At 68.2% G+C, this 26,045-nt stretch carries 28 protein-coding genes and 1 pseudogene; 15 read left to right on the top strand and 14 right to left on the bottom strand.

Annotation, left to right across the window (positions count from 1 at the left end; all coding sequences use genetic code 11):
• Position 1 precedes the first annotated feature (1 nt).
• A complete protein-coding gene (locus tag KDN32_RS23210; RefSeq protein WP_211730954.1) occupies positions 2-1,213 on the top strand; it encodes a ThiF family adenylyltransferase in 1,212 nt (403 codons plus the stop codon).
• Between the two features lie 35 nt (positions 1,214-1,248).
• Positions 1,249-1,833: a hypothetical protein gene (locus tag KDN32_RS04865; protein WP_211730953.1), complete on the top strand. Its 585-nt coding sequence runs from the start codon at positions 1,249-1,251 to the stop codon at positions 1,831-1,833.
• Between the two features lie 373 nt (positions 1,834-2,206).
• Here KDN32_RS04865 and KDN32_RS04860 read toward each other — a convergent pair.
• The 3 genes from KDN32_RS04860 to KDN32_RS04850 form a co-directional block, all read right to left on the bottom strand.
• Positions 2,207-3,513, bottom strand: a protein-coding gene (locus KDN32_RS04860) for an IS3 family transposase (RefSeq protein WP_249216358.1) whose coding sequence is annotated in 2 segments (ribosomal slippage) — positions 2,207-3,234 and positions 3,234-3,513 — 1,308 coding nt in all. Because the reading frame shifts where the segments join, the coding sequence is not laid out codon by codon here.
• 48 nt (positions 3,514-3,561) lie between these two features.
• Entirely contained in the window at positions 3,562-3,978 is a 417-nt protein-coding gene (locus KDN32_RS04855) for a hypothetical protein (RefSeq protein ID WP_211730952.1), read from the bottom strand.
• Positions 3,975-5,333, bottom strand: a complete 1,359-nt coding sequence (locus tag KDN32_RS04850) for a polymorphic toxin-type HINT domain-containing protein (RefSeq protein ID WP_307853991.1) — start codon at positions 5,331-5,333, stop codon at positions 3,975-3,977. Before KDN32_RS04850 ends, KDN32_RS04855 begins: the two co-directional genes overlap by 4 nt.
• Before the next feature lies 1 nt (position 5,334).
• Between KDN32_RS04850 and KDN32_RS04845 the strand changes: the two genes are divergently transcribed.
• The 3 genes from KDN32_RS04845 (at position 5,335) to KDN32_RS04835 (ending at position 7,734) form a co-directional block, all read left to right on the top strand.
• Positions 5,335-6,512, top strand: a protein-coding gene (locus KDN32_RS04845) for an IS3 family transposase (RefSeq protein WP_211730950.1) whose coding sequence is annotated in 2 segments (ribosomal slippage) — positions 5,335-5,619 and positions 5,622-6,512 — 1,176 coding nt in all. Because the reading frame shifts where the segments join, the coding sequence is not laid out codon by codon here.
• 251 nt (positions 6,513-6,763) lie between these two features.
• The gene (locus KDN32_RS04840) at positions 6,764-7,384 is read left to right on the top strand and encodes an HNH endonuclease (RefSeq protein WP_211730949.1); all 621 of its coding nucleotides are present in this window, start codon (positions 6,764-6,766) and stop codon (positions 7,382-7,384) included.
• Positions 7,385-7,470: 86 nt separating this feature from the next.
• Positions 7,471-7,734, top strand: a complete 264-nt coding sequence (locus KDN32_RS04835) for a hypothetical protein (protein ID WP_211730948.1) — start codon at positions 7,471-7,473, stop codon at positions 7,732-7,734.
• A 52-nt stretch (positions 7,735-7,786) separates the two neighbouring features.
• Here the strand turns inward: KDN32_RS04835 and KDN32_RS04830 are convergent, their stop codons facing one another.
• Both KDN32_RS04830 and KDN32_RS04825 read right to left on the bottom strand, forming a co-directional pair.
• On the bottom strand, positions 7,787-9,019 hold the full coding sequence (locus KDN32_RS04830) for an IS30 family transposase (protein WP_211732369.1): 1,233 nt from the start codon (positions 9,017-9,019) through the stop codon (positions 7,787-7,789).
• Between the two features lie 165 nt (positions 9,020-9,184).
• The gene (locus tag KDN32_RS04825) at positions 9,185-12,040 is read right to left on the bottom strand and encodes a DNA methyltransferase (RefSeq protein WP_211730947.1); all 2,856 of its coding nucleotides are present in this window, start codon (positions 12,038-12,040) and stop codon (positions 9,185-9,187) included.
• A gap of 319 nt (positions 12,041-12,359) precedes the next feature.
• Here KDN32_RS04825 and KDN32_RS04820 point away from each other — a divergent pair, with 319 nt between their 5' ends.
• Together KDN32_RS04820 and KDN32_RS04815 are read left to right on the top strand one after the other, a co-directional pair.
• The gene (locus KDN32_RS04820) at positions 12,360-12,581 is read left to right on the top strand and encodes a hypothetical protein (RefSeq protein WP_211730946.1); all 222 of its coding nucleotides are present in this window, start codon (positions 12,360-12,362) and stop codon (positions 12,579-12,581) included.
• Between the two features lie 360 nt (positions 12,582-12,941).
• Positions 12,942-14,174 (top strand): IS30 family transposase, encoded by a 1,233-nt coding sequence (locus KDN32_RS04815; protein ID WP_211732368.1) that lies wholly within the window; start codon positions 12,942-12,944, stop codon positions 14,172-14,174.
• Positions 14,175-14,417: 243 nt separating this feature from the next.
• On the opposite strand, the gene KDN32_RS04810 is transcribed toward KDN32_RS04815, so the two are convergent.
• Positions 14,418-14,705 carry a hypothetical protein gene (locus KDN32_RS04810; protein ID WP_211730945.1) on the bottom strand — a complete coding sequence of 96 codons (288 nt, stop codon included), beginning with the start codon at positions 14,703-14,705 and terminating at the stop codon, positions 14,418-14,420.
• Positions 14,706-14,810: 105 nt separating this feature from the next.
• Between KDN32_RS04810 and KDN32_RS04805 the strand changes: the two genes are divergently transcribed.
• Positions 14,811-16,090, top strand: a protein-coding gene (locus tag KDN32_RS04805; RefSeq protein ID WP_211730944.1) for an IS3 family transposase whose coding sequence is annotated in 2 segments (ribosomal slippage) — positions 14,811-15,099 and positions 15,099-16,090 — 1,281 coding nt in all. Because the reading frame shifts where the segments join, the coding sequence is not laid out codon by codon here.
• Positions 16,091-16,246: 156 nt separating this feature from the next.
• Here KDN32_RS04805 and KDN32_RS04800 read toward each other — a convergent pair.
• A complete protein-coding gene (locus KDN32_RS04800) occupies positions 16,247-17,101 on the bottom strand; it encodes a M48 family metallopeptidase (RefSeq protein ID WP_211730943.1) in 855 nt (284 codons plus the stop codon).
• A 229-nt stretch (positions 17,102-17,330) separates the two neighbouring features.
• On the opposite strand from KDN32_RS04800, the gene KDN32_RS04795 reads away from it, so the two are divergent.
• Positions 17,331-17,696 carry a hypothetical protein gene (locus tag KDN32_RS04795; protein ID WP_211730942.1) on the top strand — a complete coding sequence of 122 codons (366 nt, stop codon included), beginning with the start codon at positions 17,331-17,333 and terminating at the stop codon, positions 17,694-17,696.
• Positions 17,686-19,248, top strand: a complete 1,563-nt coding sequence (locus KDN32_RS04790) for a hypothetical protein (RefSeq protein ID WP_211730941.1) — start codon at positions 17,686-17,688, stop codon at positions 19,246-19,248. Before KDN32_RS04795 ends, KDN32_RS04790 begins: the two co-directional genes overlap by 11 nt.
• 52 nt (positions 19,249-19,300) lie before the next feature.
• On the opposite strand, the gene KDN32_RS04785 is transcribed toward KDN32_RS04790, so the two are convergent.
• Positions 19,301-19,651 (bottom strand): hypothetical protein, encoded by a 351-nt coding sequence (locus KDN32_RS04785; protein WP_211730940.1) that lies wholly within the window; start codon positions 19,649-19,651, stop codon positions 19,301-19,303.
• A 757-nt stretch (positions 19,652-20,408) separates the two neighbouring features.
• On the opposite strand from KDN32_RS04785, the gene KDN32_RS04780 reads away from it, so the two are divergent.
• The 5 genes from KDN32_RS04780 to KDN32_RS04760 all read left to right on the top strand — a co-directional run bounded on the left by KDN32_RS04780 (position 20,409) and on the right by KDN32_RS04760 (position 22,556).
• Complete coding sequence (locus KDN32_RS04780) at positions 20,409-20,810, top strand: hypothetical protein (RefSeq protein WP_006901488.1); 402 nt, start codon at positions 20,409-20,411, stop codon at positions 20,808-20,810.
• Positions 20,811-20,817: 7 nt separating this feature from the next.
• Entirely contained in the window at positions 20,818-21,525 is a 708-nt protein-coding gene (locus KDN32_RS04775; RefSeq protein WP_211730939.1) for an RES domain-containing protein, read from the top strand.
• Positions 21,525-21,941, top strand: a complete 417-nt coding sequence (locus KDN32_RS04770) for a hypothetical protein (protein ID WP_211730938.1) — start codon at positions 21,525-21,527, stop codon at positions 21,939-21,941. The genes KDN32_RS04775 and KDN32_RS04770 overlap by 1 nt, the downstream gene beginning before the upstream one ends.
• Positions 21,942-22,005: 64 nt before the next feature.
• Positions 22,006-22,290 (top strand): hypothetical protein, encoded by a 285-nt coding sequence (locus tag KDN32_RS04765; RefSeq protein WP_211730937.1) that lies wholly within the window; start codon positions 22,006-22,008, stop codon positions 22,288-22,290.
• A gap of 8 nt (positions 22,291-22,298) precedes the next feature.
• Positions 22,299-22,556 (top strand): hypothetical protein, encoded by a 258-nt coding sequence (locus KDN32_RS04760; RefSeq protein ID WP_211730936.1) that lies wholly within the window; start codon positions 22,299-22,301, stop codon positions 22,554-22,556.
• Here the strand turns inward: KDN32_RS04760 and KDN32_RS04755 are convergent.
• From KDN32_RS04755 to KDN32_RS04735, 6 genes and pseudogenes are all read right to left on the bottom strand, one after another.
• A complete protein-coding gene (locus tag KDN32_RS04755) occupies positions 22,553-23,164 on the bottom strand; it encodes a M28 family peptidase (protein ID WP_307853717.1) in 612 nt (203 codons plus the stop codon). The two genes, KDN32_RS04760 and KDN32_RS04755, sit on opposite strands and share 4 nt — an antisense overlap.
• Positions 23,165-23,178: 14 nt before the next feature.
• Positions 23,179-23,319, bottom strand: a pseudogene (locus KDN32_RS23500) (M28 family peptidase); the annotation flags it as partial.
• Positions 23,320-23,547: 228 nt separating this feature from the next.
• Complete coding sequence (locus KDN32_RS04750; RefSeq protein ID WP_211730935.1) at positions 23,548-23,694, bottom strand: hypothetical protein; 147 nt, start codon at positions 23,692-23,694, stop codon at positions 23,548-23,550.
• A 121-nt stretch (positions 23,695-23,815) separates the two neighbouring features.
• Entirely contained in the window at positions 23,816-24,841 is a 1,026-nt protein-coding gene (gene dprA, locus KDN32_RS04745; RefSeq protein WP_211730934.1) for a DNA-processing protein DprA, read from the bottom strand.
• Positions 24,838-24,993, bottom strand: a complete 156-nt coding sequence (locus KDN32_RS04740) for a hypothetical protein (RefSeq protein WP_211730933.1) — start codon at positions 24,991-24,993, stop codon at positions 24,838-24,840. Before KDN32_RS04740 ends, dprA begins: the two co-directional genes overlap by 4 nt.
• A gap of 14 nt (positions 24,994-25,007) precedes the next feature.
• Positions 25,008-26,036 carry a DUF4192 domain-containing protein gene (locus tag KDN32_RS04735; RefSeq protein WP_211730932.1) on the bottom strand — a complete coding sequence of 343 codons (1,029 nt, stop codon included), beginning with the start codon at positions 26,034-26,036 and terminating at the stop codon, positions 25,008-25,010.
• Positions 26,037-26,045 lie beyond the last annotated feature (9 nt).

Raw genomic sequence — 26,045 nt, 5'->3', positions numbered from 1 at the left:
CGTGGCGCTACCCGCGTTCTTCTCCAGAGTCGCCGACTCTCTACGCCCAGTCGCCGACGTCGACCCCGACACGCTTGCAGACAAGCTCCGCGACGTCCGACTTCACCTTGACGTCGTCTCGCAGGACGACGCCGCGAAAGGTGCGTTCCTCCTGGCATGCAACCTTGCCGCGCGGCTGTATCCGGTCATCGACCTGCGCCCTGCCCACGGGTCGTCGAGGGACGAGACCCTCACGCACCAGGCACGCGACCTGATCCGCGCCATCAACCCGGACGCAGACATCCTGCTGGATACCCGCAACGGGTCCGCTTCACTCGTAGAGGCTGAAGACGAACCCGGGCACTGGCACGGGCACGAACACGGACCGGACGGCAGTGACGACACCGGTCTGGCGGTGAGGCTGCGCCTCGGCGCCTCGTTCTCGAGCAAAGCCGGTCACTCTGACACCACTCAGCCGTCGGCGCAGGACCGACTGGTCGAGGTCAGCGCACGAGGCTGGACGGTCGCGATCGATCCGGCCGAGGGATGGGACCGGCTCGACGACGGCACCAGCTCGGAGCCCGGACATCCGCTCGCCTGGCTCGCAGCGGCCGCCTTCGGCATGTCTGAGGTGTTCCGCACCGTATTCGCCGCCGAGCTCGGGTACCGAGGGCGAACAGGCCGACAAGCCGGGGGCATCGACCTGCTGACAGCGGCACCGGTCGACCTTGACGCCCCCGCATCCAGTCCTTCCGACACCCCAGCCGACACCACAGCCGTCGCGACATCCGAGGCCACTAGTTCCGCCGATGAGGGTTCAGTTCCGATCGCTGAGGCCGAACCGGTCGACCTCGGCGAGTTCTTCCTCGTCGGCGGCGGTGCGATCGGTCAAGCTGCTGCGTTGGCGTTGAGCGAGGTCGACGCTGTGGGCGTGATGCACGTGGTGGACCCCGAGACGGTCACGTTGTCGAATCTACAGCGCTACGTTCTGACCCGCGCCGAGGACGTCGGGGCGGTCAAGGTCGATCTGATGCAGGAGGCCGTCAGGAACAACGCGTTCGGTCTGGCGGGAGCAGCCTCGGGACTCGAGGTCAAGCCTTTCCGAGGCAAGTGGGGGACTCCGAGGAGCACCTCGATGCCCATCAGGTCCTCGTCGCCCTCGACACTGCGCGCGACCGGATCACCGTGGCGGCCACGGCCCCGCGCCACGCGTACAACGCGTGGACCCAAGTAGCTGACCTGGGCTGGTCTCGTCACGAGGAGTTCAGTGTGAAGCCCTGTCTGGCATGCCTGTATTACCCCTCGCGTCCACGCTCGCACGATCACGAGCTGATCGCCGAGGCCGTGAGACAGACACCACTGCGCGTGCTTGCCTACCTGACCTACAACCTGCCCATTGGGTACCCGTTGCCGAGCGTTCCGGCGATCGCCGAGCTACCTGCCCCTCCGGACGCCGTTCGTTGGACACAGGTCGCGCTGATCGAGGACCTGCTCGACGACGGTGTGGTCGAACAGACGCAGCGCAACGAGTGGGCGGACAAGACGGTTGGCCTGTTGTATCGCGATGGCATCTGCGCGGGCGGGCTGCTCCCGGTCGGTGACCTGCCTGGAGAGGCACTCGTGCCGCTTGCCCACCAGTCCGCGCTGGCCGGCATCCTGCTGGCTGCCGAGCTCTACTGGTCTCGGTCGCCGTCACTCACCGCTCGACGCGACAGCCACATCGAGCATCGTTACGACGTCCTGCGGGGCTTCCCCCAGGTATTCGGTCGTCCCCGGGAACGCACACCGCACTGTCTGTGCGAGGACACGTTCTTTGCCGCGCATGCGGGCGCTGTCGCGGCAGAGCACCCCTGAGTCAGCGCGCATACGGGTCGGCTGCACCGTCCTGACATCCTGACGCTGGCCAGGTGCTGGCGGTCAACCACGTCGCCCGCCGATGCCAATATCGGAAGGGTGCACTTCCCCGCTCAAAGCGCCCCCACAGTGGTCGCCCGCCAACATGTAATAGGGAGCGTGCAGTGCAACTCGCGCACGCGACGCCCATCGGCGCGGTCAGCCGCCCAAGGCAGCCTGTCACCGGATCGTTGCAGCAGACCCGCTCGACCCGCGCGGGGCAGCCGCCAGGGCTTGGCCATCCAACGGCGTGGTGTCGCCGCTCTAGGGCCGCCAGTGCCACTCAGATGCGGCGAGTAGACAGTGAATCGCCCCGGGTTTCGTGGAGGCTCGATTACTTGGAACCTGCCCCGGCCAGGACGGGTGTCTCAGGGTAGTTCTGGGTGGTGATGCTGGCCCGCTGGTGAGCCCAGTGGTTGGCCTCGAACTCGGCCGGTGGGACGAGCCCGATCTCGCCATGAAGGCGCCTGTGGTTGAACCAGTCGACGTACTCGGCGACGGCAATCTCGACGTCGGTGACGCTCTTCCAGCCGCCCTTGGGTCGCATGACCGGGTTGCGAATGCACTCGGCCTTGAACAGCGAGTTGAGCGCCTCGGCCATGGCGTTGTCGTACGAATCGCCTCGCGATCCGACGGACGCGACGGCCTCGGCCTCGGCTAGCCGCTCGGTGTAGCGAATCGCTCGATACTGAACTCCACGGTCCGAGTGGTGGACCAGGCCGGTGACGTCTTGGCCGGCACGCTGACGCGTCCATAGGCCCATGTCGAGGGCGTCGAGCGCCAGATCGGTGCGCAGGCTGGTCGAGACCTGCCAGCCGACGATCATCCGGCTGAAGACGTCAAGGACGAACGCGACGTAGGTCCACCCGGCATGTGTGCGGACGTAGGTCAGATCGGCCACCCACAGCTGGTTCGGGCCGGTGGCGACGAACTTCCGCTTCACGAGGTCCTCGGGCCGCTCGGTCTCAGCACCGTCACCGACCGTGGTCTTGCGGGTCTTCTCCCGCGGGATCCCACGTAGCCCCTCGGCTCGCATCAGCCGCTCCACGGTGCACCGGGCGACCGGCACCCCTTCGCGGTTCAGCTCGGCATGGATCTTCCTCGCGCCGTAGACCCCCAGGTTCGCCCGGTGGGCGACCTTGATGTCCTCGACCAGCTCAGCATCACGCACTGCGCGTGCCGAGGGCGGCCGATTCTTGGCCGCGTAGTAGCCACTCGGGGCGATCTGCACGCCGGCGCTCTTCAGCACCGCGCAGATCGGCTCGACCCCGACCTCACGACCATCCACCACGTCACCGCGGTGGGCGTCGATGTAGGCCACTACCTGCTGGTGGGGCGGTCGAGCTCCGCCGCGAAGAAAGCCGCCGAGGTCTTCAAGATGTGGTTGGCCCGCCGCAGCTCGCGGACCTCCTGCTCGAGCTTCGCGATCCGCTCAGCCTCCGCCGTCGTGGTACCCGGCCGGACACCGCCGTCGATCTCAGCCTGACGAACCCAGTTGCGCAGGGTCTCGGGATGCATGCCGAGCTGCTCGGCCACTCGCTGGATCGCGCCGTTCTTCGTCGCCGGATTCTGCCGGAGCTCAACCGCCATCCGAGTGGCCCGCTCACGCAGCTCGTCGGGGTACTTCCTGGGTGCCGCCATGACTCTCATCCTCCATCGGTTGAGAGCCTCCACCAGACCCAGGGCGATTCACAGGTCCTGCACGACGGCATCGACAATGGCACGGATCTCATGCAGGTCGTCGGCAATCTTTCGTCGCCTCGCGAGATCTTCAGCCTCCAGAGCAGCGCTCTGGAGCAGGCTGAGAAGCGCGGCAAGACGGTCCTCAACTGGTTCCGACGGAACTGCGGCTTGAACCATCAACTCCATCCGCTTACGGCTCAGCCTGCCTGTTCGGACACCTTCGAAATCAATCGGCGGTAGTAGTTCGCCCTCAACATGGAAGACGACATTGAGCGACAGCGGGCTTCGAACGCCTTCTCGTCGGACCATCACCGCGTTCATGACCCGCTGCACGGCCGGCTTCCAGGCGTCGTCGACTACACTGGTGCCCCCGTAGACCGCCCCAATAGAAAGCGCCGTGACATCTTCTTCGTGCGCGATCACCAACTACCTCCTGCCCATGACTCCCGGTTGAGCGGGCCCCGGTGATGCTCGACCATCCAGCGTTCGATCCGGATCATCTGGCTTCGCGGACCGACTGTTATCGGCGTGAACTGCTTGTCGCGAAGGAACGTCTCAGTGTAACGGCGGCGGGCATTGGGTCGGCTGGTGACACCCCACTTGAGGAGGTTGCCGTTGGCATCGTCCAAACGGTACAGCGTGGTGGGTTTGGGGCTGTTCAACGAGTTCCCGTGGATGGAGCACGTGTTGTGCACAAGGATCTCGGCGTCGCCGACGTGATAGGTGTGGATGCCCTCGATGCTGAGGTTGTAGGCCAGCCCCTCTCGGGATGTCTCCAGTTCGAGGCCGGACACAGGAAGCACGCGGCCGTCGGCCCCAAGAACCTGCTCATCGGCCGCGAGCTCGTCGGCCCGCTCGAAGCGCTGGTCGGTGACTGACCAGAACGGATGGTCCTCGGTGGTCGTGATGACCTCGCCATCGACGACGAGGTCCATGACCATGTCGTCGTGAACCCAGGTGTGGGTCACCGCCTTCGCGGACTGCTCGCCGGTCTCGGGGTCGGTCGCGATTACGCGGTCACCGACCTTGATGTCCTCAATCGGCTTCTTCGTGCCGTCTGCCATCAGCACGACAGTCGCTCCGGTGAAGGAGCATGACCTCGCGGCGGTGCGGGCAGCAAGGCTGCTCCGGATGGCTGTCCTCCCCAGACCACCAGTCGCCATTCCAACGGCGCCGAGTGCGATCTCGCCGGCGCAGGAGCCCTTCTCGTTGCCGCCGCAGACCTGGTAGGCGTTGTAAGCGGAGTCGATGGCGGTGATGGCGCCGGCGGCGATGGCGACGCCGCCCACGATGGGGGCCAGTGGTCCGCTGAAGGGCGCGGCCATGCCGGCGATCGGTGCGACGACTGCGGCGCCCGTGGTGACCACGTTCCAGACGTCGCCGGGGCTGGGCCACAGGCCGGTGGGGTCGGCGAACGCGAGCGGATTGCCGGCGGCGTAGGTGCCGGTGGCCGAGTACGGCATGGCGGCGGCCTGGTCGGGCGCGGTGAACCGACCCAACGCAGGGTCGTACTGCCGGGCGCGAAGGTGGACCGAGCCGGTGGGGTCGGCGTACTGCCCGGTCCAGCCGATCGGATTGACAGCGGCGTTGGGGTCGACCTTCGTGCTGGTGCGTGGCAGTCCGTAGGGCTCCCACTCGCTGGTCCACTGCGATGCTGCTGTCGAATTGGTGACGGCGCGGACCGAACCCATCCGGTCGAGGTGGTAGAAGGGGTCTGCTGCACGAATAGGTGACATCTGATCTGCGTCGATGTGTGTCGGCGCTGGAAGGATGTGCACCGTGCCCAAGCCGTTCCCCAAGGAGTTCCGCGAGGACGTGATCCGGGTCTACCACGACTCCGATGCCTCGATGGCCCAGGTCGCGAAGGACTTCGGAATCTCGGCGTCGTGCTTGAAGCGATGGCTCACGATCGATGACCGGAAGTCGACCTCGTCGCCAGCAGCTGGCCAGGCCGCCAACGAGTCCGACGCGCTGCGCGAGGCCAACAAGCGGATCAAGCTGCTCGAACAGGAGAACGAGGTACTGCGGCGGGCTGCGGCCTACCTGTCGCAGGCGCACCTGCCGGGAAAATGATGTACCCGCTCGTCCGCGAGCTGGCCGCCGACGGGATTCCCGTCGCGGTGACGTGCCGGGTGCTGAGGATCGCTCGCCAGCCCTACTATCGATGGCTTGCTCAGCCGGTGACCGATGCCGAGCTCACGGCCGCCTACCGCGCGAATGCTCTGTTCGATGCCCACCGCGACGACCCGGAGTTCGGCTACCGGTTCCTCCTCGATGAAGCCCGCGACGCCGGCCAGCCAATGGCCGAGCGGACCGCCTGGAAGATCTGCTCGCAACTGGGCTGGTGGTCGGCGTTCGGGAAGAAACGCGGCCGCAACGGCAAGAAGCCAGGTCCGCCGGTCCATGACGACCTGGTGATGCGGGACTTCACCGCCGACGCGCCGAATGAGCTCTGGCTGGCCGACATCACCGAGCACTGGACCCGGGAAGGCAAGCTCTACCTCTGTGCGGTCAAGGACGTCTACTCCAACCGGATCGTCGGCTACTCCATCGACTCACGGATGAAGTCCCGGATCGCGGTCGCCGCGCTCGACAACGCCGTCGCCCGCCGCCGGGCAGAAGGTGCCGTCCTGGCCGGCTGCGTGCTGCATACCGACCGCGGGTCCCAGTTCAGGTCCAGAAAACTCGTCCACCAGCTCAACCGCCACCAGATCGTCGGCTCTATGGGACGCGTCGGCGCGGCCGGCGACAACGCCGCCATGGAGTCCTTCTTCAGCCTGCTGCAGAAGAACGTTCTCAACCGCCGAACCTGGAACACCCGCGAGGAGCTACGAATCGCGATCGTCACCTGGATCGAACGGACCTACCACCGCCGACGTCGACAGGCCGCTCTCGGCCGATTGACCCCGGTCGAATACGAGTTGATCATGACGACAACCGCCACCCGGGCGGCCTAACCCCGACTGTCACCCGTTCGTGCAGCAGACCCAGGGTGGTAATCGCGGTCATTGGGAGTCGAGGGACTCTGCCTAAAGCGACCCTGGCCAGGACCTACATCGCATCCCGCTGCAGGGTCCCGGCATTGCTGTGCACGACCGGGACCACCTTGATCTTCTCGGCTGAAGGACTAGACGCCACCGTTTCCGTCAGCTCTGTGACGCGCGCCGGGCTAGGAGCCGTTGTCGGTGACCGCCTCTACCGTGCAACTGTGGACACTCTCACGAGCAAGCAGCCGCCCATGCAGCACATCGATGGCTTTGTGTCCCTGGGCGAGATCCTTGCCGACGGCTTCACCCGCACCGATCAGCGACATCCAGTTGTGCGGACCGGTGAGCGAAACCCAATCCCGCGGCATGTACGTCTGGCGATCTGGTACCGCGATCACGGACGCTGCGCGATGTGCCCGAACCGCGACCACCACAGCGAGGAGGACGTGCACCTCGACCATGTGACACCGTGGTCCGCCGGCGGTCGTGACACCAGCGACAACCTGCGCCTGCTATGCGCGCCACACAACGAGGACCGCAGCAACTTCATCGACCACGCCGGCCCGCAGAGAGTGGTCACTTGGTGGTGTCACCGGTGCTACTCCCAGGACGGCCCGCTCTGGGAGTACTACACGTCAGGACTCGTGATCTGCCCCAAACACAAGGGCCGGCGTGGAGCAGGCGGCGAGCCTCAATGCCGGGTCGAGAAAGCGTACTGGCGCATGCGCAGCGAAGAACAAGAAGTCGATCGGTGGCACATGCGCGAACCGATGGTCCTGCTCAACAAGGACGCCTTCTGCGTGCACTGCAACCTGCCCGGCCTTACGAGCACCGTCCTGTGAGCAACGAACGAGCCCCGCGCAAGGCCCGGAAGCCTCGACGCCGGACCACCGGTAAAACCACTTCTGGGCGATCAAAGCGACTACGGATGCCGCCGGCGGAGCGCAACGCGATCGCTGCGCTTGGACCGTTGCTCGAGGTCGAGCCCGCTGGACGCGACGTCGACGGCAAGCCCCTCCTCGGTCGAGACCAGGTGTATGCGTTCGTGTCGGGCACCGTGTTCCACACCGACATTCTGTGCACCACAGTCGCGGTGCGCTGGGACGAGGACCCCGCGAGCGTCAAGGTGATTGACGAGGCCACCGTGGGACGTCGACGGCAATGCAAGGATTGTGCTGACAACGGGGTCTGACCCAGCGCCTCACGGCGAATGCGGGGGCGAGGTCCACCGGTGTAAGCAACGGTCATGCTGCTGCCGGGTTGGTCAGCAGCGCAGCCAGCCGGTCGGCTGGGGTCTGCAGGTCAAGGGTAGGGCGGGGCCTGCGGTTGAGGCTGTCGGCGATCCGGCGGAGGTCGTCGGCGGTGTGGCTCCTGAGGTCGCTGCCCTTCTCGAACCAGTGCCGCAGCAGCCGGTTGGTGTTCTCGTTGGTGCCGCGCTGCCACGGCGAGCGGGGGTCGCAGAAGTAGAGCGTGGTGTTGAGCTCGAGCTGGATCCGTTCCCACTCGGCGAGCTCGGTGCCGCGGTCCCAGGTGATCGAGCGGCGCAGGTGTTCGGGCAGTTGGCTCATCTCGCGGATCATCGCCTCGGCGACGCTGGCGGCGTCGTGACGTCCGGGTAGGTGCAGCAGGATCGTGAACCGGGTCGATCGCTCCACCAGTGTCCCGATCGCGGACTTGCTGGCCGGTCCGACGATCAGGTCGCCCTCCCAGTGACCGGGCACCGCCCGGTCGGCGGCTTCGGCGGGGCGGTCGCTGATCTTGAACGCCTCGACGTACGGCGACGTGGCCCGCGTGGTGTGCCCGCGGGGCTTGCGCTGCTGGCGTTTCAGGCTCAGCTGGCGGTACAGGTCCTTGCGCAGCTCGCCACGGCCCTGCACGTACAGCGTCTGGTAGATCGTCTCGTGGCCCACCCGCCTCATGCTCTCGTGCGGATGGTCGCGGCGCAGCACCTGCCCGATCAGCCTGGGCGACCAGCCCTGATCCATCTGGTCCTCGATCCACCGGCACAGCCCCGGGTTGCGGGCGAGCTTGCGCCGCTTGGGGCGCCGGCGGCGCTCGTGCGCCGCGCGGTGCGCGACCGGCCCCCAGTACGAGCCGTCCGGTCCACGGTTGCGGTTGACCTCCCGCCAGATGACCGACTTGTCCCGCCCGATCAGATCGCCGACCTGCTGGTAGGTGCAGCCGCACCGCAACGCGACCGCGATCGCCGACCTGTCCTCACTGGTCAACGCCCGCCGCTGCCGCGGCCGTCCGTCGCGACGTGGCTCGTCCGGCACCCTCGCCGGCGCACTTCCGGGCAGGCCGCCATCGCGGCCGAGCTGGATCACAGGGCTCATGAGCCCCGATCGTCGCCACCAGCCCGACCCGGCCTTGACCGACACGCCTGAGCCCGTCGCCGCACGCTGCAGCGACAGCCCCGAGCACACCAGACCGAAGAACTCCTCCTGCTCCTCATACGAGATCGCCCTCTTCGCCATCCACAACACCACCTGACACTCGGCGTTGCTACGACCGCTGGACTCCGCCGGGGAACGGCACTCCTGCATAGCGCTCTATCACTGCATTGCGACACACAGCGCCTGCCGCTTAGGCGAGCGTGGCTCCAGCGACCCCCAGCCGCGACGACGCCAGGGGTCTCAACATCATCCGCCAAGGGCAGGTGCGGTAATGCGGTAGTCAGTGGTGTAAGCGAAGGAACCGAGGTGCTCTCCCCCGGGTCGCTGGGCAACAGCTGGGTCGTCCGCTGCTGCGAGATTCAGCGCGAGGATTTGCGCGAGGAGGTCGTCGTCGCGGTTGAACCCATACGCCGCGATCACTGCAGCGTCGAGGTCAGCGTGGGCGTCGCGTAATGGCGACCTTCCTTCATCGCGGAGGGCGTCGTACATCGCTCCGAGGGTGATCCCTACCTCTAGATAGGAGCTCCGCAGATCGAGGATCACCTTGGAAGCAGCAGCGACCTTGCGAACCGCCTCCACCGACGGGTTCAGGGGCCAAGGGAAGGTGTCCCAGACGGTCGTCGAGGTGTATCGGAGCCGCGTCTCGAGCTTGGAGCAGCGCTCCAGGAGCCAGAGCCGGTGAAGCTCGGAGGCGACGATGCCGAATGAGTAGTCGTCGTCGAGCGCAAGCACGCTCATGGAGTCATCCGGAAGGACCGAAGTGTCGATGAACGCGTAGACCGAGAGACGCCGTTCCGAGGCGACGCGGGAGACTCCGATGTAGCGGCCGAGCTTGAGCCCGCTGAACGCGGTGAGCATGTCCTCGCGCCGGTAGGCGTGACGCCACCAGCCGTCGAGGAACCGCTCGTGGTGCGAGTTGACCTTCGCCGAGGGGTCACGTTTGAGGATCTCCGATGCTGCCGCGCCCTTCGCCTCGGCCTTCGCCTGCCTATCGGGCAGAACCGTTGAGCGGAGGCGGGCGACGGCTCCCGGCGCCTCGCGGTTGACCTTTACCGCATCGGTGTGCGGCAGGTCGATGACGCGGGCGCCCAGAACGGGCTGCCGGAGGAGAAGCTCACCGCCGATAAAGGCGTGCACGTACGGTGCAGAGCCGGGGTCGGCCTTGACGAGCTCGCGAGCGTCGTCGAACGACAGGCGAAAACCCGTGACATGGCCCGTGGTCTGGCCCTGGAAGCAAACCTTGGGTTTCTTGTTGGTGGGCAGCGCCCGAGCCTTGGTCACATCGGTGACTGGACGCAGCGTCGTCGGGATGCGATCCACGGGCAGACGGAGCTCACCCTCGTCCAGCCAGAGCACGCGTTCGGCCGGTGCGTGCGCTGAACCCTTGATCCAGTTGACGATAGACACTGTGACGGCTGCATCGCCGGACCAGGACTGAGCAGAGACGGCGTCGAAGATGACTCCGTCGTGGTCGTCCAGGTACTCCAGTGACTTCCGGCGGGAGTCGCCGTCGCGGATGGCCTGGGTCGCTACGAAGCCAGCGCGTCCGCCCTCAGAGAGTGCGTCATGTGCGAGCGGGAACCAGTAGGTCACGAAGTCAGAGACACCGGGGCTCGGATAACGTCGGTTGAGGGTCGCGACGTAGCCATCGCCGAGTTCATCGGCCATCTTGCGGCGGCCGAGGTAGGGCGGATTGCCGACGATTACGTCGGCTTTCGGCCAGGGGTTGAGGAGCGCGTCGCCGTAGCGGATGGTGTCGTCGAGGTTGTCCAGCGGGAGTACGTCTTCTTGGCCGCCGTCAAGTTCGTCTGCGGCGAGCTTCTTCGCCATCATCAGTGTCACCTTGGCGACCTCGACGGCGTACGGGTTGTTGTCCAGACCGAGGAAGTGGTCGGTGGTGACGTAGGACAACGCGCCTTGGTCCGCGAGGCCACCCTTACGGCGTTCCTCGATGCGGCGCTTCACCTCCGCCTCGAGTCGGCGCATCTCGCGGTAGGCGACGTACAGGAAGTTGCCGGAGCCGCAGGCCGGGTCAAGGACTCGGTAGTTGGCCAGGTCGAGCAGGATCAGTTCGAGGTCGTTGATCTTTTTGGCAGCGTCGATGCGATGCATCCAGGGCCGGACGATGCAGGGGCTGATGACCTTCATGATGTCGGCTTGGCTGGTGAAGTGGGCGCCGTAGGCGTGGCGCTCGTCCTTGTCCATCGAGGTCTCGAAGAGCGTTCCGAAGATCTCCGGCCGGACCGCGGACCAGTCGGTCTTGCACGCCTCCCGCATGGCCTGCAGCTCTTCGTCGATCATCTCGATGGGCTGGATGGTCGAGAACAGCCCACCGTTGAAGTACGGGGTGCCCTCGAACCGGCCACCGTCCGTCCGGCCGTTGGCGTTCATCTCCCGGAAGAGGGAGCCGAGCAGGTCGTAAGCCTCGCGGCCGTTCTTGGCGTCGGCGGTCACGGTGCGGGTGAAGAAGTGCGACGGCAGGAGGCCGATGTCCTCGGAGAACATGGCGACGACGCATTGCAGGACGAACGCTTGGGCCTGTCGGCGGTCGATGCCGCGCTGGACCATGGAGCGGAACACGCCGGAGACGTTGGCTGCCGCCTCGCGGGTGACCTCGACCAGGTCGTTCTCAAAGATCGGCGGCGGGTTGTCGGGCAGCAGAAACGCGAGGGCCTCGTATCTCTGCGGGAGGTCCCCGATTTTCACGATGTCCATGGGGGCGTCGAGCTGTTGGTCGAAGTCGTAGACCCAAAACTCGTCGAAGTTGCACAGCACGACGTAGCGCGGCCGATCTGGCACGGCCATCTGCCAGTACTCAAAGGCCTGCCGGAAATGGCGGCTGAGGTCCGCACCGGCCTTCTTCATCTCGACGAGGACGCGGGGTTTCCACATCAGGTCCGCATAGCCGACACCGAGGTAGTCGATGGTGCGCTTGACGCGGTCCTCGTACACCGCGCCCGCTTCGATGGCGCCGTCGTGTCCGAACGCTTTGAAGAGGCGGTCGAGGAAGGTCTGTGCCTCGCCTTTCTCGTCACCGCGGAGATGTTGCTGTCGCCATGCGACGAAGGCAGACAGGTTCGGGCGCAACTCCTCCGGTTCCACGAGACCCAAGGCAACCAGATGATTGGTCAGGTGTCTTGGGAGTTCTGGCAACTAGTGGGACTACGCGAGTCTTAAGGGACCTCAGTACCAAGGCCGCGAGACCCTCAAATGCCCTGACATCCAACACAGGGACTGTGCAGCTTCGCGCTCAAACCTCATGCCCTTAGAACGTCGCCCCCGCCGGAGCCGGCGTATGCGACGTGAACCAACTGATGCAACGCCCGAGCGACGCGCAGCACATCCGCACATGCCGCGAGGAGCTCGCGGATCCGCCGATGCGCGGTCGGCTCTTTGCGAAGATGGCGCATGGATGAAGGTGGTGTATCTCTACGTCGCGGTCATCTTTGGCGGTGCGTTCATCGCGATGGTCTACTTCCGCGCTCAGGACCGAAGCTGGCCCAGCACCATCGTGTTCTTCGGCGTCCTCACTGTGGTCTCGGTCGTTTCGGTCTATCGCGCTCAGAAGAAGAAAGGCGCGGAAGGCCGACGAGGCTTCGGAGAGCGGTCGCGGCGCATAACGGCGTACGGCGCTGCCGCGTGAGGGCGGCTACGCTCGCCCGGATCTGCCGCGACCAGCACCAATTCTGTCGAGCTGCGTGGCAAGTTCGACGGTCGGGATTTCGATAGCGTGCCCGCATGTCAGGCGTGTCCGAGTGGATCACCAGCCGTGAGGCAGCAGAGATCCTGGGCGTCCAGTCGTCGTCGATCCCCAAGATGCGAAGACGGGGAGACCTGACCCCTCGACCGGGTGGCCGTCGTCCAGCCTGGTCACGTCAGCAGGTACTCGAGCTCGCTGCGGCCCGTCGCGACACTGTGGAGGAGCTCGAGCGTCGGCGTAGCCGCGGACCCTGGGGCGGAGTCCAGCGGTCGTAGCAACGCCGAGTGTCAGGTGGTGTTGTGGATGGCGAAGAGGGCGATCTCGTATGAGGAGCAGGAGGAGTTCTTCGGTCTGGTGTGCTCGGGGCTGTCGCTGCAGCGTGCGGCGACGGGCTCAGGCGTGTCGGTCAAGGCCGGGTCGGGCTGGTGGCGACGATCGGGGCTCATGAGCCCTGTGATCCAGCTCGGCCGCGATGGCGGCCTGCCCGGAAGTGCGCCGGCGAGGGTGCCGGACGAGCCACGTCGCGACGGACGGCCGCGGCAGCGGCGGGCGTTGACCAGTGAGGACAGGTCGGCGATCGCGGTCGCGTTGCGGTGCGGCTGCACCTACCAGCAGGTCGGCGATCTGATCGGGCGGGACAAGTCGGTCATCTGGCGGGAGGTCAACCGCAACCGTGGACCGGACGGCTCGTACTGGGGGCCGGTCGCGCACCGCGCGGCGCACGAGCGCCGCCGGCGCCCCAAGCGGCGCAAGCTCGCCCGCAACCCGGGGCTGTGCCGGTGGATCGAGGACCAGATGGATCAGGGCTGGTCGCCCAGGCTGATCGGGCAGGTGCTGCGCCGCGACCATCCGCACGAGAGCATGAGGCGGGTGGGCCACGAGACGATCTACCAGACGCTGTACGTGCAGGGCCGTGGCGAGCTGCGCAAGGACCTGTACCGCCAGCTGAGCCTGAAACGCCAGCAGCGCAAGCCCCGCGGGCACACCACGCGGGCCACGTCGCCGTACGTCGAGGCGTTCAAGATCAGCGACCGCCCCGCCGAAGCCGCCGACCGGGCGGTGCCCGGTCACTGGGAGGGCGACCTGATCGTCGGACCGGCCAGCAAGTCCGCGATCGGGACACTGGTGGAGCGATCGACCCGGTTCACGATCCTGCTGCACCTACCCGGACGTCACGACGCCGCCAGCGTCGCCGAGGCGATGATCCGCGAGATGAGCCAACTGCCCGAACACCTGCGCCGCTCGATCACCTGGGACCGCGGCACCGAGCTCGCCGAGTGGGAACGGATCCAGCTCGAGCTCAACACCACGCTCTACTTCTGCGACCCCCGCTCGCCGTGGCAGCGCGGCACCAACGAGAACACCAACCGGCTGCTGCGGCACTGGTTCGAGAAGGGCAGCGACCTCAGCAGCCACACCGCCGACGACCTCCGCCGGATCGCCGACAGCCTCAACCGCAGGCCCCGCCCTACCCTTGACCTGCAGACCCCAGCCGACCGGCTGGCTGCGCTGCTGACCAACCCGGCAGCAGCATGACCGTTGCTTACACCGGTGGACCTCGCCCTGGGAACCCACGCCACCTGACCACGAGCACGAGTGGCTTCTGATCAGGCCGGCAGCGGTTGTACTGGGCATCGGAGCGAACACGCTCAGCAACCGGGTCAGCGCTGGCCTGGTCCCGTGCACTACCAACGACAACCGTCGCTGGTTCCGGCTCGATCATCTCGAAGGGAGAGTGCGGTCTCGCGTGGCTGAGGAGCGACGCCGCGCCTGAGCTCCTTACGTGTCCTCGGCGCGCCCTACCGGGGCCACCGGAGCCATCCGCATGTCATCGTTGGTTCCTGGCCGCCAAACCCAGTCGGCGGGAAACCACCCGTCGCACTCAACCCCGTCGAACTCGTAGCTGACCTGATAGACGATCCTGTCCCGATCAATCGCCGTCGCCACAAGGTCACCGTGGTAGAAGCCACGCTTGGCGAACTCCAGCGGGAGATGGAGCACGACGGGAGGACGACGCTCGGGCGGGAACTGCTCAAGGATGCGGCGCACAGGTCCACCGTCGATCATGGCCCTCGACCCGCGCAACTACACCAAGAACACTTGTGGATATGGACCTCGGGTTGAACCGCCCCGGCAAGTCCGGAGACTCCATTCCTTGGGAAGGTTGGAGTCATGTCAGGGAGCAAGTCAACGAGGTACCCGGCCGAGCTGCGTGAGCGCGCGGTCCGGATGGTCGCCGAGATCAGGGCCGTCCACGAGTCGGAGTGGGCGGCGATGAGCAAGGTCGCCGAGCTGCTCGGTGTCGGAACGCCAGAGACCGTCCGGAAGTGGTGCCGCCAGGCTGAGGTCGATGCCGGCCGGCGGCCGGGGATGACGACAGAGGAATCGGCGGAGCTGAAGCGGTTGAAGCGGGAGAATGCCGAGCTCAAGCGAGCCAACGCCATCCTCAAGTCCGCTTCGGTTTTCTTCGCGGCCGAACTCGACCGGCCACAGCGCTGATCGTGCGCTACGTCGACGAGCACGTCGGTGTGCGCGACGGCGATGGTCTGCGCTGGGGTGTCGAGTCGATCTGCGACCAGCTCACCCAGCTGGGCGCCAAGATCGCCCCCGCGACCTACTACGAGCACCGTGTCCGCAAGCCCACCGTCCGCGAGCAGCGCGACGAGGAGCTGAAGCCCAGGATCGCCGCGGTCCACGCGTCGAACTACGGCGTCTACGGCGCACGGAAGGTGTGGCTCACCCTGAACCGCGAACGGCCCGAAGACGAGCTGCCGATCGCGCGCTGCACCGTGGAACGGTTGATGGGCGACCTCGGCCTGGCCGGTGCCGTGCGCGGGAAGGTCAAGCGGACCACGATCAGCGACCCGAAGGGCGCGAAGCCACTGGACCTGGTCGACCGGAACTTCGCGCCGCTGGCACCCGACCGGCTCTGGGTTGCCGACTTCACCTATGTCTCAACGTGGTCGGGCTGGTGCTACACGGCGTTCGTCATCGACGCCTACGCCCGGCGGATCCTGGGCTGGTCGGTGGCCACGACGATGACCAGCCAGCTCGTCGTCGACGCGGTCGAGCAGGCGATCTGGACCCGCAGCCGCGAGGGCAAGGACCTGACCGGTCTGATCGCGCACCACGACCACGGAGTCCAGTACATGTCCGTGGCCTACTCCGAGCGGCTCGACACCGCCGGGATCAAGCCCTCGACCGGGGCAGTGGGCTCGTCCTACGACAACGCCCTGGCCGAGTCCGTGATCGGGCTCTACAAGACCGAACTGGTCAAACCGCGACGGCCGTGGAAGGGACTCGATGACCTCGAGATCGCCACCGCCGAATGGGCCGACTGGTTCAACCACCGTCGACCGTTCGAGTACTGCGACGACCTCACGCCGGTCGAGGCCGAGCAGGCTCACTACGCTCACCACCAGACCCCAGCAACAGCTGGAGTCTCAAACTAGAAAGTCTCCGGACTTGCCGGGGCGGTTCAGGTCTGATGCCGGATAGGGATAGGTCACCTTGGGTGCGACCGTCGACCAACTCACCCCAGACGCCAACATCGGGAGGGTGCACTCCCCCGCTCGAAGCGCCCCTGTCGAGGTCGCCCGAGAACAGCCTCAGCCGTGCACGAGGTGCAGTTGCGGCCGTTGGGGCTGCTCGGCGACCGTCTGCAAGCGCTGCATTCGCTCGATCGTCATGGGGTGTCTGTAGCGCCGTAGCAGACCCGCCAGCACGGGGCCGAGGTCGATCGAGAGCACGAACTGGTCGGCCTCGGCTTCCGTGTGAAGCTCGATCCGCCGGGCGGCCGCCGGCACCAGGTAGGTAAGCGCGATCACCGCGCCCCCGAGGAGACCGGCCCAGGCCCGGTCCTCAGCGACCGACTGCACCACGCAAATCACCCCCACGACGCAGCGCAGCGTCCAGGCAAGCCGCATGAACGGAAGCCAGGCGAAGGCACGGCCGACGCCGCGGAACGTCGCCACCATCAGCCGCCACGGCGTCGTCGCCGCGAGCACGGCTAGCTCCAGCCGCGGCCGGATCGCCTGGCGCCGGCCGACCGCATGCGCCAGCACGGCGGCCACCTCCGCGCGCGTCACACCGCCGCGGTACGTCGCCTCGACCAGCCCAGGGCTGACCACCACGGTGCGCCGGCCGATCGCCACCGCCACTGGGGTGCTCGGCCGCTGGATCCGGCCCACGAGCAGCGCGCCGACGTCGACGCCGCGGCCGCCAAGCTCGGCCAGCACCGGCGCCATTACGCGGAACTCGGCCTCCGTCGCCGGCCGCGACCGGGTCAACGCCGCGACCGCAGGCTCCTTCAGCTGTCCCAGCGCCAGCGCCACCAGCACGCCGCCCGCAGCCATGAACGCCACCAGTCCCAGCGCCGGCGGGAGCAGGGCGCACACCACCACGGTGAGGACGAAGCTCACCAGCAGTGCCGGCGCCAACGTCACGGCTCTCAGCACGGTCATTGGGAACCTCATCTCGCCCCTCCTCCATCTTCCAGCACTAGTGCGGTTCTCTTGACTGTGCTCGCGGTGATCGTCCGACAACCACCGAACGACATAGGCGAACAAGACCAGTTTGTGCCCAGGTGCCCACAGCACCCCGAGTTATCCACAGCCCGCCGCTCGGCGCAGCAGGCCGCGGCCGGGACGTGGGTTCATGGGCCAGAGCGACCCCGACTAAAAGGAACACCCCGTGGACACCCTCAACGCCGACGCCACCTGTGACCGCCTCGGCTCGATCGCCCAGCTGCTGCACCAGACCGCTGCCCAGGTGTGGAGCGACGCCGACGAGGCCGCCCCCGACTCCCCGCTCCACGACCTCGGGCTGGGTGTCTACCTCGCCCACTCCCAGGCCAGCGCCCTGCTGCCCGACGACTACGAGCTACCCGACGTCGACCCACTCCCCGACCTCGAGGACCGAACGCCCCTGCAGTTGCTCACCCAGGCCGAGGAGCTGACCCGCCCGCTACCGCTGCACCAGCCGGACCTGGTCCACGGCTCGCAGCTGGTCGTCGACCTGTGCGATCTCATCCGGGAAGCCCGCGACCTTGGCTACTGACCCGCGTCCGGCATACGCCGACATCGAAGAGGAGCTCTTCGACATCAACCACATCCCGGCGACCACGCGCGACGTACGCAGCGTCGGCGAGATGCTCTTCGACGTCGACTACCAGGCCCGTCAGCTGCTCATGGACGTCGACGGCGACGACGCCGGCCCGCTCCTACGGAGCTGGCCGACGATGGTCGCGGCCGCGGAGAACCTCTGGGCCTCGCTACCGAGTCGCCGGCCTGGCGTCGACGATCGCGATCGGCCCATCACCAGCCTGTCGGCGCAAGCGTCGACCATTCAGTCCAGCTTGACCGGCCGAAGGGCCTGGCCAGGCCAGGGACCGACCAACCCCCGCATCGACCAGATGACCCAGACCCTGCTCAGCGCCGCGGCTCTCGTGCGCCGCTACGGCGCCGAGGTCCCCCACGAGCAGACCGAGGCCCACCGCGACCTCGAGGCAGCCCGGACCAGGATCATGCACGGTCTCTACCTGACCGCCCACGCCGTCAACGTCGCCCTGCACGACAACGGACGCGACCGCGTCACCGACGCCCGCGACTCGGGCCGCCGGGTCCAACTGGCCCAGCACCACTCCCCCTACGCGATCGCACCCGCCGGGGTCTGGGTCGATCGGATGTCTGCGTGCGAGAACACCGCACGCAGCTACCTGACCGACGGGTTCGCCCAAGCCCTCGCCGGCGAGGCGATGAGGCCGGTCGACGCCCCAGTCCGCCTTGCGCAGGCCCTGGCCAGCTGGGACATCCAGTCGCATCGAGCGCTGGCCCGCGATCTCGAACCGTCCAACATCGTGCTCATCACCCGCACCCAAGGACTCATCGCCGGCGCCAGCATGGTGCTCGTCGAGGCTGCCGCGACCGCCGGCATCCTTGAGCCGTCAGACCGTCTGGTCCCCGCGATCGCCGAGGCGGGCCGTTCCTGGAACAACTTGGCCAGCCGCTGGGGCGACCTCGCTCCCCCCGGCGCCCGCCTCGAGGACCCACTGGCCCGCGCGGCGGCGGAGGTTCGCGCCGCGTACCGACAAATTACCCACGCCACCACCACCCTGGCGTCACCGCAGGTGATCGCAACCCGGCCAGGACTTCCCCAGGCCACCATGGCCACGCTACGCGCGATCGAGGCTGGCTCCGAGATCGCGCACGTCGTCGTCGAGAAGGCAGACGTCCCCAACCTTGTCGGTCCCGCCCGCGCCCTCTCGCGCCGAGCGCACAACGACGTCGAGGCCGGGCTGGTCACCACACCGGCCATGGGTGACGTCGTCTGGGTCCCCCCAGCCCACATTCTCGCGAAACGCCTCGTCCCGCTGCCCCCACCCGTTACCGAGGCGCTGCGCTCCGCGGGCGACGCCACGACCGAGGCCTCCAGCACGGCATCCGCCATCGCAACGATCCACTCGCCCGGGGGAGGGGCCGTCGGTGGCGAGGCAGTATCCGGATCCGCAGGATGGCCGGCGAAAGGGAAGGCGATCGTTCAGGCTCGGTCCCACGCGAAGGACCCCGGGCCCGCGACGAGCAGCGCTCCGTCGCGGCGGCGCGCACGCTGATCGGGCCCTACCTCGACAATCCATTGCCGCAGGTTTGGCGGTCTTTTGCGGCCTATAGCTTTCGCCCCCTCAGCGGCCCATGCCGAGCGGCGGTTTTGCCGCCGGCGAACGGCGACCGTGTCAAGAGGCGGCGACGCGCAGCGTCGTCGGGGCTCTCGACCGGCGGCCCGAGCTCGTCGACGTCGAAGCTCGCGGGCGGCGCCGGCTGGGCCTTCTGGCTGAGGGATTCCGCCAGGTCCTCGATGCCGGCTTCCAGCACCTGTTCGAGGAGGTTGGCGATGCCCGTGGGGGAGCCGTCGCATTCGGCCACCAGTGTGTCGGCCAGCTGATCGAGGGCGGCGTTGCCACGGGCGGTGAAGGTTACGACTCCGGGAACCGAGTTCTCGGCGGGGGAAGGACTCATTTTCCCACCTCGCTTTCTTGGTCACCTAGGTGCGCAGGCGGCCCCTCAGCGATCAACCCGTGGCGAATGATTCCGCTCAACGCGCAGCGCGATGATCCGCCACCCCTCAGGCACGCGACGCCGCGCGGCCGCGAACGCCTGGTCGTAGTTGAGGTCCTCGACGGCCAAGTCGTTTCGGCCGAGGCTCTTAGCTTAGGTGCACTGGAGGTGTACGCAGCCTCGGAAGGACTCCAACTCGACGATCAGCCGCGCTGACTACTCCTTGCCGTCCGAGAGGGCCCGCGGAGGCCTCAGAAGCACGACCGCTGCGGCGTCGCAGCAGGTCGAGTAGCGCAGCACCTGGCCGACACCTTGCTACCAATCGCCGACCTTCGCCCGGAGGCGCGCACGCCCGACATCCGCTCAAGCCCCGCACGCGCCTGTATCCCGAGCCCATCGGCTCGACGGACCCGGCGGCCGCGAGAGGCCGGAGACTCCGCACGACCTGCTCGTCGCTACATCCCGAGCCGCTCGCCAGTGCTCGTGACGACCGCGTCTGGTTGGGGAGAGGGCCGCGACCAACGACGTCCGGCTTCATTGGCCGAAATCACGAATGCACGCCGTCGCATGATCACGCGGCGCTGGTGGAGACTGGCGGAAGCCAATTCCCACCGAGTTCGGACTGACATAGTCTATGTTATCGGCGGTGTGATTTAGCCTGTGATTTCGCCCGCGATTCACTATTGGATTGCGCTGCAGACGGTGGCACACTGCAGGTATGAGCACTCAGTCGACCATCGCCCGCGGCGACCTTCGCGCCTACGAGGAGTCGGTGCGGCTGCCCACGCCGGAGCTCGTCGAGCGGCTGCGCGACCTGCTCGGAGCCAAGCTCGTGGCCTACTTGGGCTCGGTCCAGGAGACCCGCGCCGTGCGCCAGTGGGCCGACTCGGCCGACGCACGGACCCCGTCGACGGAGGTGGTCAACCGGCTGCGGATGGCGTACCGGATCGCGGCTCTGCTGCGCGAGAAGGACTCGGCCGCGGTCGTCCAGGCGTGGTTCCAGGGCATGAACCCGCGCCTCGACGACGTCGCGCCGGCCCGGCTGCTGCGTGAGGGTGACCTGGAGCAGGTCGGCCCCGAGGTCCTGGCGGCCGCGCGCGCGTTCGCTGCGGCCGGGTGACTCGCTGGTGACCGAGGCACCTCAGCTGGTCGTCGACGCGGCCGAGCAGGTCTGGCGCGTCGGCTTCAAGCCGGAGCCCTGGGCTTGGTCGGGATGGGAGTGGGCCGGCGCCGATGGCAGGTTCCACGGGCGCTGGGATGACCGGCAGGGCAACTTCCGCACCATCTACGCCGGATCCACCCTCCTTGCCTGCCTGCTCGAGGTCCTCGCCGGCTTCCGGCCCGACCCGACCCTCGTGCTCGAGCTCGACGACATCGAGGAGGACGACGAGGACGCCGCGATGCATCCGACCGCGACGGCGGGCGAGATCTCCTACTCGTGGCTCGAGCCGCGGTCGGCAGCGAGCGCGACGCTGTCGGGTCGGTTCTGCGCGGTGACCGCCGCGGAGTCCATTGCGGCCTTGCGGCCGCAGTTCGTTGCCCTCGCGCACCTGCTGAACCTGCACGACTTCGACGCGGCGGCGCTCAAGGACGGGCGCCCGCGAGCGCTTACTCAGTCGGTGGCGACCTATCTGCATGCGACCACCGAGCTCGACGGCGTCACGTTCGCCTCCCGGCACGGCGACGACCTCACGCTGTGGGCGGTGTTCGAGCGAGCCGAGGATCCCTCGATCAGCCGGACCCTCGACTCGATCGAGCACCACGCCCTCTCCCCCGAGCACCCTGACCTCCAGGAGGCCTTCCGGATCCTCGGCCTCAGCTGGGATGCGGCCTGATGGTGCGGCCGGACCTGTGGGTGACACGAGGTCGCCTTGCTGCTGCACGACTTCAAGCGAGGTCCGGGCTGCACGTGCTGCTTCCTCTCGACGTCGCCGAAGTCACCCGCCACCGCGAGCCGGTGGTGCGCGCGACCGAAGACTTCGCGGCCGCGTGGCAGGCAGCGATCCTCGACCGACTGCCGCCTGGACATGCACATCGCGTACTGCTCAACCAACTGATCTCGGAGGCGTCCGCAACGTATCGGGCCCCAGGTATGCGCGAGCCGTTGCAGGCCATGTGGGGAGCAACCCCGATACCAACAGCGGAAGACTGCTGGGCTGCGTACGCCGGCGGGTTCGAGGTGACTTGGTACAACGACCCGGAGCATCCCGTCGTCTCATTTCTCACGCTGACTTCGACCGCCGCCGCCTAGGCCTTCTGCCCAGGGCAGCCTCACCCCACGGGAGCGCTCGAACACTTGTTCTATCCTTGGAGCCATGGCGGGCGGGTACGGGCGCGGGGCAGGCATCCCGTTGAAGGACCGCGTCCGCGTCGACCAGGCGCCGCAGGAGCACTCGACGAGCGGCCCGGAGCATCCGGGCCGGCACTGCTGGGTGAGCCTTCCCGTCGACGCCTCGCAGCCGCGGCCGGGCCTGCTGTTGGAGTGGCGCCGAGCTGGCCGCCTGTGGGAGGGCAGGGTCGTGTACGTCGCACAGCTGCGCCCGGGGCGGTGGGCGACCGTCGAGGAGTGGATCCCGGCCGAGCTCCTCACTACCGAGTGAGCGCCGACGTGTCTGCCAACCCGCCGAAGAACGACGCGTGGCGGCCATACGGCGACGTCCGGTTCGTACTGATCCGCAACACCGGCCGACTCAAGCCGTCCCGCGGTCTCATCCTCGACTGGAAGCGCGAAGGCCGGCGTTGGGAGGCCCTCGTGGTCTGGCACGACGACGCCGCGCTCAAGCCGGTCGTGAAGATGGACTGGCTTCCGGTCGAGGACCTGATCCCGGTCCCGGTCGACCCGAACTGGACCGGCCAGGTCGGCTAGGGCCGCTGAGCCAGGCCGAGCTCGACCGGTTCGCCGGCGAGCGTGGCTGCCAGGGAGTCGGCGACCTGGGCGAGCCGGACGTAGTCGAGGGTTTCTGGGGTGTCGGAGTCGCGGTGGTAGTACGGGCTGCGGAGAGTCGCGGTGCCGGTGAGCAGGACGGCGGGGATGCTGCGGCGCCAGAAGGGCTCGTGGTCGGACCGGTCGAGAACCATCAGGAGTGGGTTGACCCAGTGCGTGATCCGCGGGCCACGGCCGTTCCAGCGCGGGTCGCGCAGCTGGGCGGCCGGCAGGCCGGCTGCCTCGGCCGCGCGCCTCCAGGAGGTCACGAAGGCCGCCGAGGATCCGCGGTGGACGGCCAACAGGAAGTTGCCGCGGCGTTTGCTCATGCGCAGCTGGCGGGCCAGTGCCGGGAACCTCAGGCCGAGGCCGGCGGGGAGGCGCTGGGTCCGCGGACGTTCGTCGAAGAAGCCGACGGCGTCGAGGCAGACCACCAGGCCCGGGCGCGGGAGCGTGCGGGCGAGCTCACGGGCGCCCAGGTGCCACAGTTCCTCGATGTCGACGATCGCGATCGCCACGCGGTGGTCGCGCGACCGCAGCTGGCGGGCCACCTCGCGAGGACCACGGCGACCCCGGATGCGTTGTCGTCCGCACCCGCACTGCAGCGCACGGTGTCCAGGTGCGCGACGAGCAGGATGTCGCCGGCCTGGTGGCCTGCATGACCCGCTGGCGTCGCGAGCAGGTTGACGCCCTCGAGGTCGGACATCCAGCGCATCGCCAGGGGCGAGACGGGGTGACCCGCGTCCGAGAGCCGTAGCGCCGGGCGTGGCCGGAAGGTCCGCTCCTCGACGGTCCAGCCGGCCTCCTCGAGCTGGGCGCGGCAGTGCGCCCGGGCGGCCGCGAGGCTGCCGGGGACATCGCGGTGCCGCGGTGTCAGGCAGAGCGCGTCGACGTCGCGGCGGAGCCGTAGTTCGCTGGTCACGGGAGCAGCTGGTCAGTTCGCCCAGCTGAGCAGGTCCGGCGGGCCCTCCAGGACCCGCTCGACGCTCAGGGCCCAGATCCAGTCGACGTGGACGGCCCGGCCGCGGTGCTCAAGGGGCGGCGCATCCTCGTGCGGGATCTTCTGCGGCGGGTTGCTCATAGGTCTCCTCCTTCCCGAGCTCGGCCCGGTCGACGTCGTCGAGCGGACCTAGGAACTCTGAGCAGCGTAGGTGGGCGTACCGACTCAAGTCCGGTTATCCACAGGGGCCTCCGGTGGGCCATCAGCGCCGAGGGGCGGCGGCCGGGGCCGGCGGACCCGGGACGTGACTCTGCGCGGAGCGCACCGGCCCCGGGATGAAGGACTCGTCGAGCTGTGCGGCCGCGGCCGTCGCCGAGTAGGCGTGGGTGGTGAGGTCGGTGATGACCTCTTGAACGTTGGTGACCATGCTCGCCTGGCCGAGCCGGATCAGCTGGTTCACGCCGGCGGAGGCGGCACTGGTGACGGGACCCGGGACGCCCATGACGGGGCGGTGCAGGGCGTCGGTCCACTGCGCGGTGGTGAGGGCGCCGCTGCGGAAGGCTCCCTCGACGACCACCGCGCCTTCGGACAGGCCGGCGACGATCCGGTTCCTCGCGAGGAACCGGGCGCGGGTGGGCGCGGTGCCGGGTGGCGCTTCGGCGACGACGAGGCCGCGATCGGCGATCGCCTCGAGCAGCTGGGCGTGCGCGGCAGGGTAGGGCCGGTCGGCCCCGCACGGCATCACGGCGATGGTCGGGCCGCCGGCGAGGAGGGCTCCTCGGTGGGCGGCCTGGTCGACGCCGTAGGCGAGTCCGCTGACGACGGTGTGGCCCATGGCCGCGAGGTCCCGGCTCAGCTCGGTGGCCTGATGCGTTCCGTAGTCCGTCGCGGCGCGCGAGCCCACTACGGCCACGGCGTTGGCTGCGAGCTGGTTGAGGTCAGCCGCTCCCCTGACCCACAGTCCGACGGGTTCGCCGCCGCGGTCGTGCAGTGCGCCGGCGCCGCGCAGGCCCGCGAGCTGGTCGGGCCACTCGGTATCGCCGGGGATGACGAACCGGATGCCGCGGCCGGCGGCCTGCTCGAGGACCTTGCCGGGATCGACGTGGGCGAGGTCGTGGCCGATGGTGAAGCCCCAGTGGTTCTCCACCTCGCCGGCGGCCTCGAGGTAGTCGAGGACCTTGCCGGCACCGAGCTCGCTGACCAGGCCGGTGACGCGCAGGTCGCCGGGCTCGATGACGCTGCTCAGCTTGACGCGGGCCAGCCGGTCGTCGGCGTGCGGGGTGCTCATTCCGGGCCTCCCCACAGCAGGTCGAGGTCGGGTTCGTGGATGACGTCGAGGCGCTTGTCGGCCGCGTAGGCCGCGGGCTCAGGTACGACCAGGCGCCGCAGCTGACGCTCGGTGGTGCTGTGCTGCACCGTGGTGTCGTCGTCGTGGTTCATCGCGGTGGTCCTCCTCAGCGGCCCGGGGCCGGACGGTCGGTGATGGGCTGCGCGCCCGGGATGTCGCGCTGCTGGCCGGGTGGCTTGGGGACGAAGGACTCGTCCAGCTCGGCGGCGAGGCCACGCATCTGGGTCTGGTACCGCTCCCACTCGCGGGGGTGGATGCCGTTCTGCAGCGCCGAGGCGACGATGGCGGCCATGGAGTAGGGCCGGTCGGCGGGCACCTGGTCGAGGGCGCACCAGGCCTTGGCGCCGTCACCGTGCAGCCAGCTGGCGAAGCCGAGCATGGAGGCCGGCGCTGCGCGGACCTCGTCAGGAGCGCGGCGGGTGAGGTCGTTCCACAGGGCCATGTGGGAGGTGCGGTTCTCGCGGCTCATGTCCTCCCAGAGCGCGTCGCGAGTGCTGATCGTCTCCAGGGCCACCAGCATCCGTGCGCCGTCGACGTCGGAGAGCCGGTTGCCGTCGGCGTGGAACTGCTCGAGCCGGTCCAGTGCCCAGTCCCGCTCGAGGGCGGGAGTGCTGTCCGCGGCCGCGGCCCGGGCCGCGGGGAGCAGCTGGGCGATCGGCTCCCGGTCACCGACCATGGAAGCGGCCAGCGAGGCTCGGCTGGCCGCCGGTTGGGCGGCGCCGGTCAGGACGGTGGCGGCCGCGATCCGCTCGGCGGTCGCCTGGGTCTGCAGCCCGGTCTGGCCGGTGTTGAACTCACGCCACCGCTCGCCGTCGGCCCACAGCCGGATGTGGGTGGTGATGCCCACGGTCTCGAGGCGGTTGGACAGATGCTGGCTGGCCAGCTCGGCGCTGCGCCGGTCCTCGGTGAAGCAGAGGATCGCCAGGCGGGCTCCGGGGCGGGCGTGGCGGCCGTACGGGCCGCTGAGGGCGTCCCACACTTCCTCACGGTCTGCGGCCGTCTTCGGCAGGTCGACGCGAGTGATGGGCAGCCCGGGCCGGAAGGGCACGAGCACGATCGACTCCTCCGGCTTGAAGCCGAGGACGTGCGGCACCGCGGCCAGCAGCTCGTCCGGGGACTGTACGACGAGATCCATTGGAGTGAA

This window comes from Nocardioides palaemonis (genome assembly GCF_018275325.1).
Taxonomy (GTDB): Bacteria; Actinomycetota; Actinomycetes; order Propionibacteriales; family Nocardioidaceae; genus Nocardioides; species Nocardioides palaemonis.
Note: the sequence above shows the minus strand (reverse complement) of the source record. Positions and strands in the feature narration are given on the sequence as shown.

What these genes read in the sequence shown, in the direction of transcription:
- KDN32_RS04835 (WP_211730948.1), top strand. Translation starts at nt 7,471, where the DNA reads ATGCCGCCGGCGGAGCGCAACGCGATCGCTGCGCTTGGACCGTTGCTC.
- KDN32_RS04830 (WP_211732369.1), bottom strand. Translation starts at nt 9,019, where the DNA reads ATGGCGAAGAGGGCGATCTCGTATGAGGAGCAGGAGGAGTTCTTCGGT.
- KDN32_RS04815 (WP_211732368.1), top strand. Translation starts at nt 12,942, where the DNA reads ATGGCGAAGAGGGCGATCTCGTATGAGGAGCAGGAGGAGTTCTTCGGT.
- KDN32_RS04810 (WP_211730945.1), bottom strand. Translation starts at nt 14,705, where the DNA reads ATGATCGACGGTGGACCTGTGCGCCGCATCCTTGAGCAGTTCCCGCCC.
- KDN32_RS04800 (WP_211730943.1), bottom strand. Translation starts at nt 17,101, where the DNA reads ATGACCGTGCTGAGAGCCGTGACGTTGGCGCCGGCACTGCTGGTGAGC.
- KDN32_RS04785 (WP_211730940.1), bottom strand. Translation starts at nt 19,651, where the DNA reads ATGAGTCCTTCCCCCGCCGAGAACTCGGTTCCCGGAGTCGTAACCTTC.
- KDN32_RS04780 (WP_006901488.1), top strand. Translation starts at nt 20,409, where the DNA reads ATGAGCACTCAGTCGACCATCGCCCGCGGCGACCTTCGCGCCTACGAG.
- KDN32_RS04770 (WP_211730938.1), top strand. Translation starts at nt 21,525, where the DNA reads ATGGTGCGGCCGGACCTGTGGGTGACACGAGGTCGCCTTGCTGCTGCA.
- KDN32_RS04765 (WP_211730937.1), top strand. Translation starts at nt 22,006, where the DNA reads ATGGCGGGCGGGTACGGGCGCGGGGCAGGCATCCCGTTGAAGGACCGC.
- KDN32_RS04750 (WP_211730935.1), bottom strand. Translation starts at nt 23,694, where the DNA reads ATGAGCAACCCGCCGCAGAAGATCCCGCACGAGGATGCGCCGCCCCTT.
- dprA (WP_211730934.1), bottom strand. Translation starts at nt 24,841, where the DNA reads ATGAGCACCCCGCACGCCGACGACCGGCTGGCCCGCGTCAAGCTGAGC.
- KDN32_RS04740 (WP_211730933.1), bottom strand. Translation starts at nt 24,993, where the DNA reads ATGAACCACGACGACGACACCACGGTGCAGCACAGCACCACCGAGCGT.
- KDN32_RS04735 (WP_211730932.1), bottom strand. Translation starts at nt 26,036, where the DNA reads ATGGATCTCGTCGTACAGTCCCCGGACGAGCTGCTGGCCGCGGTGCCG.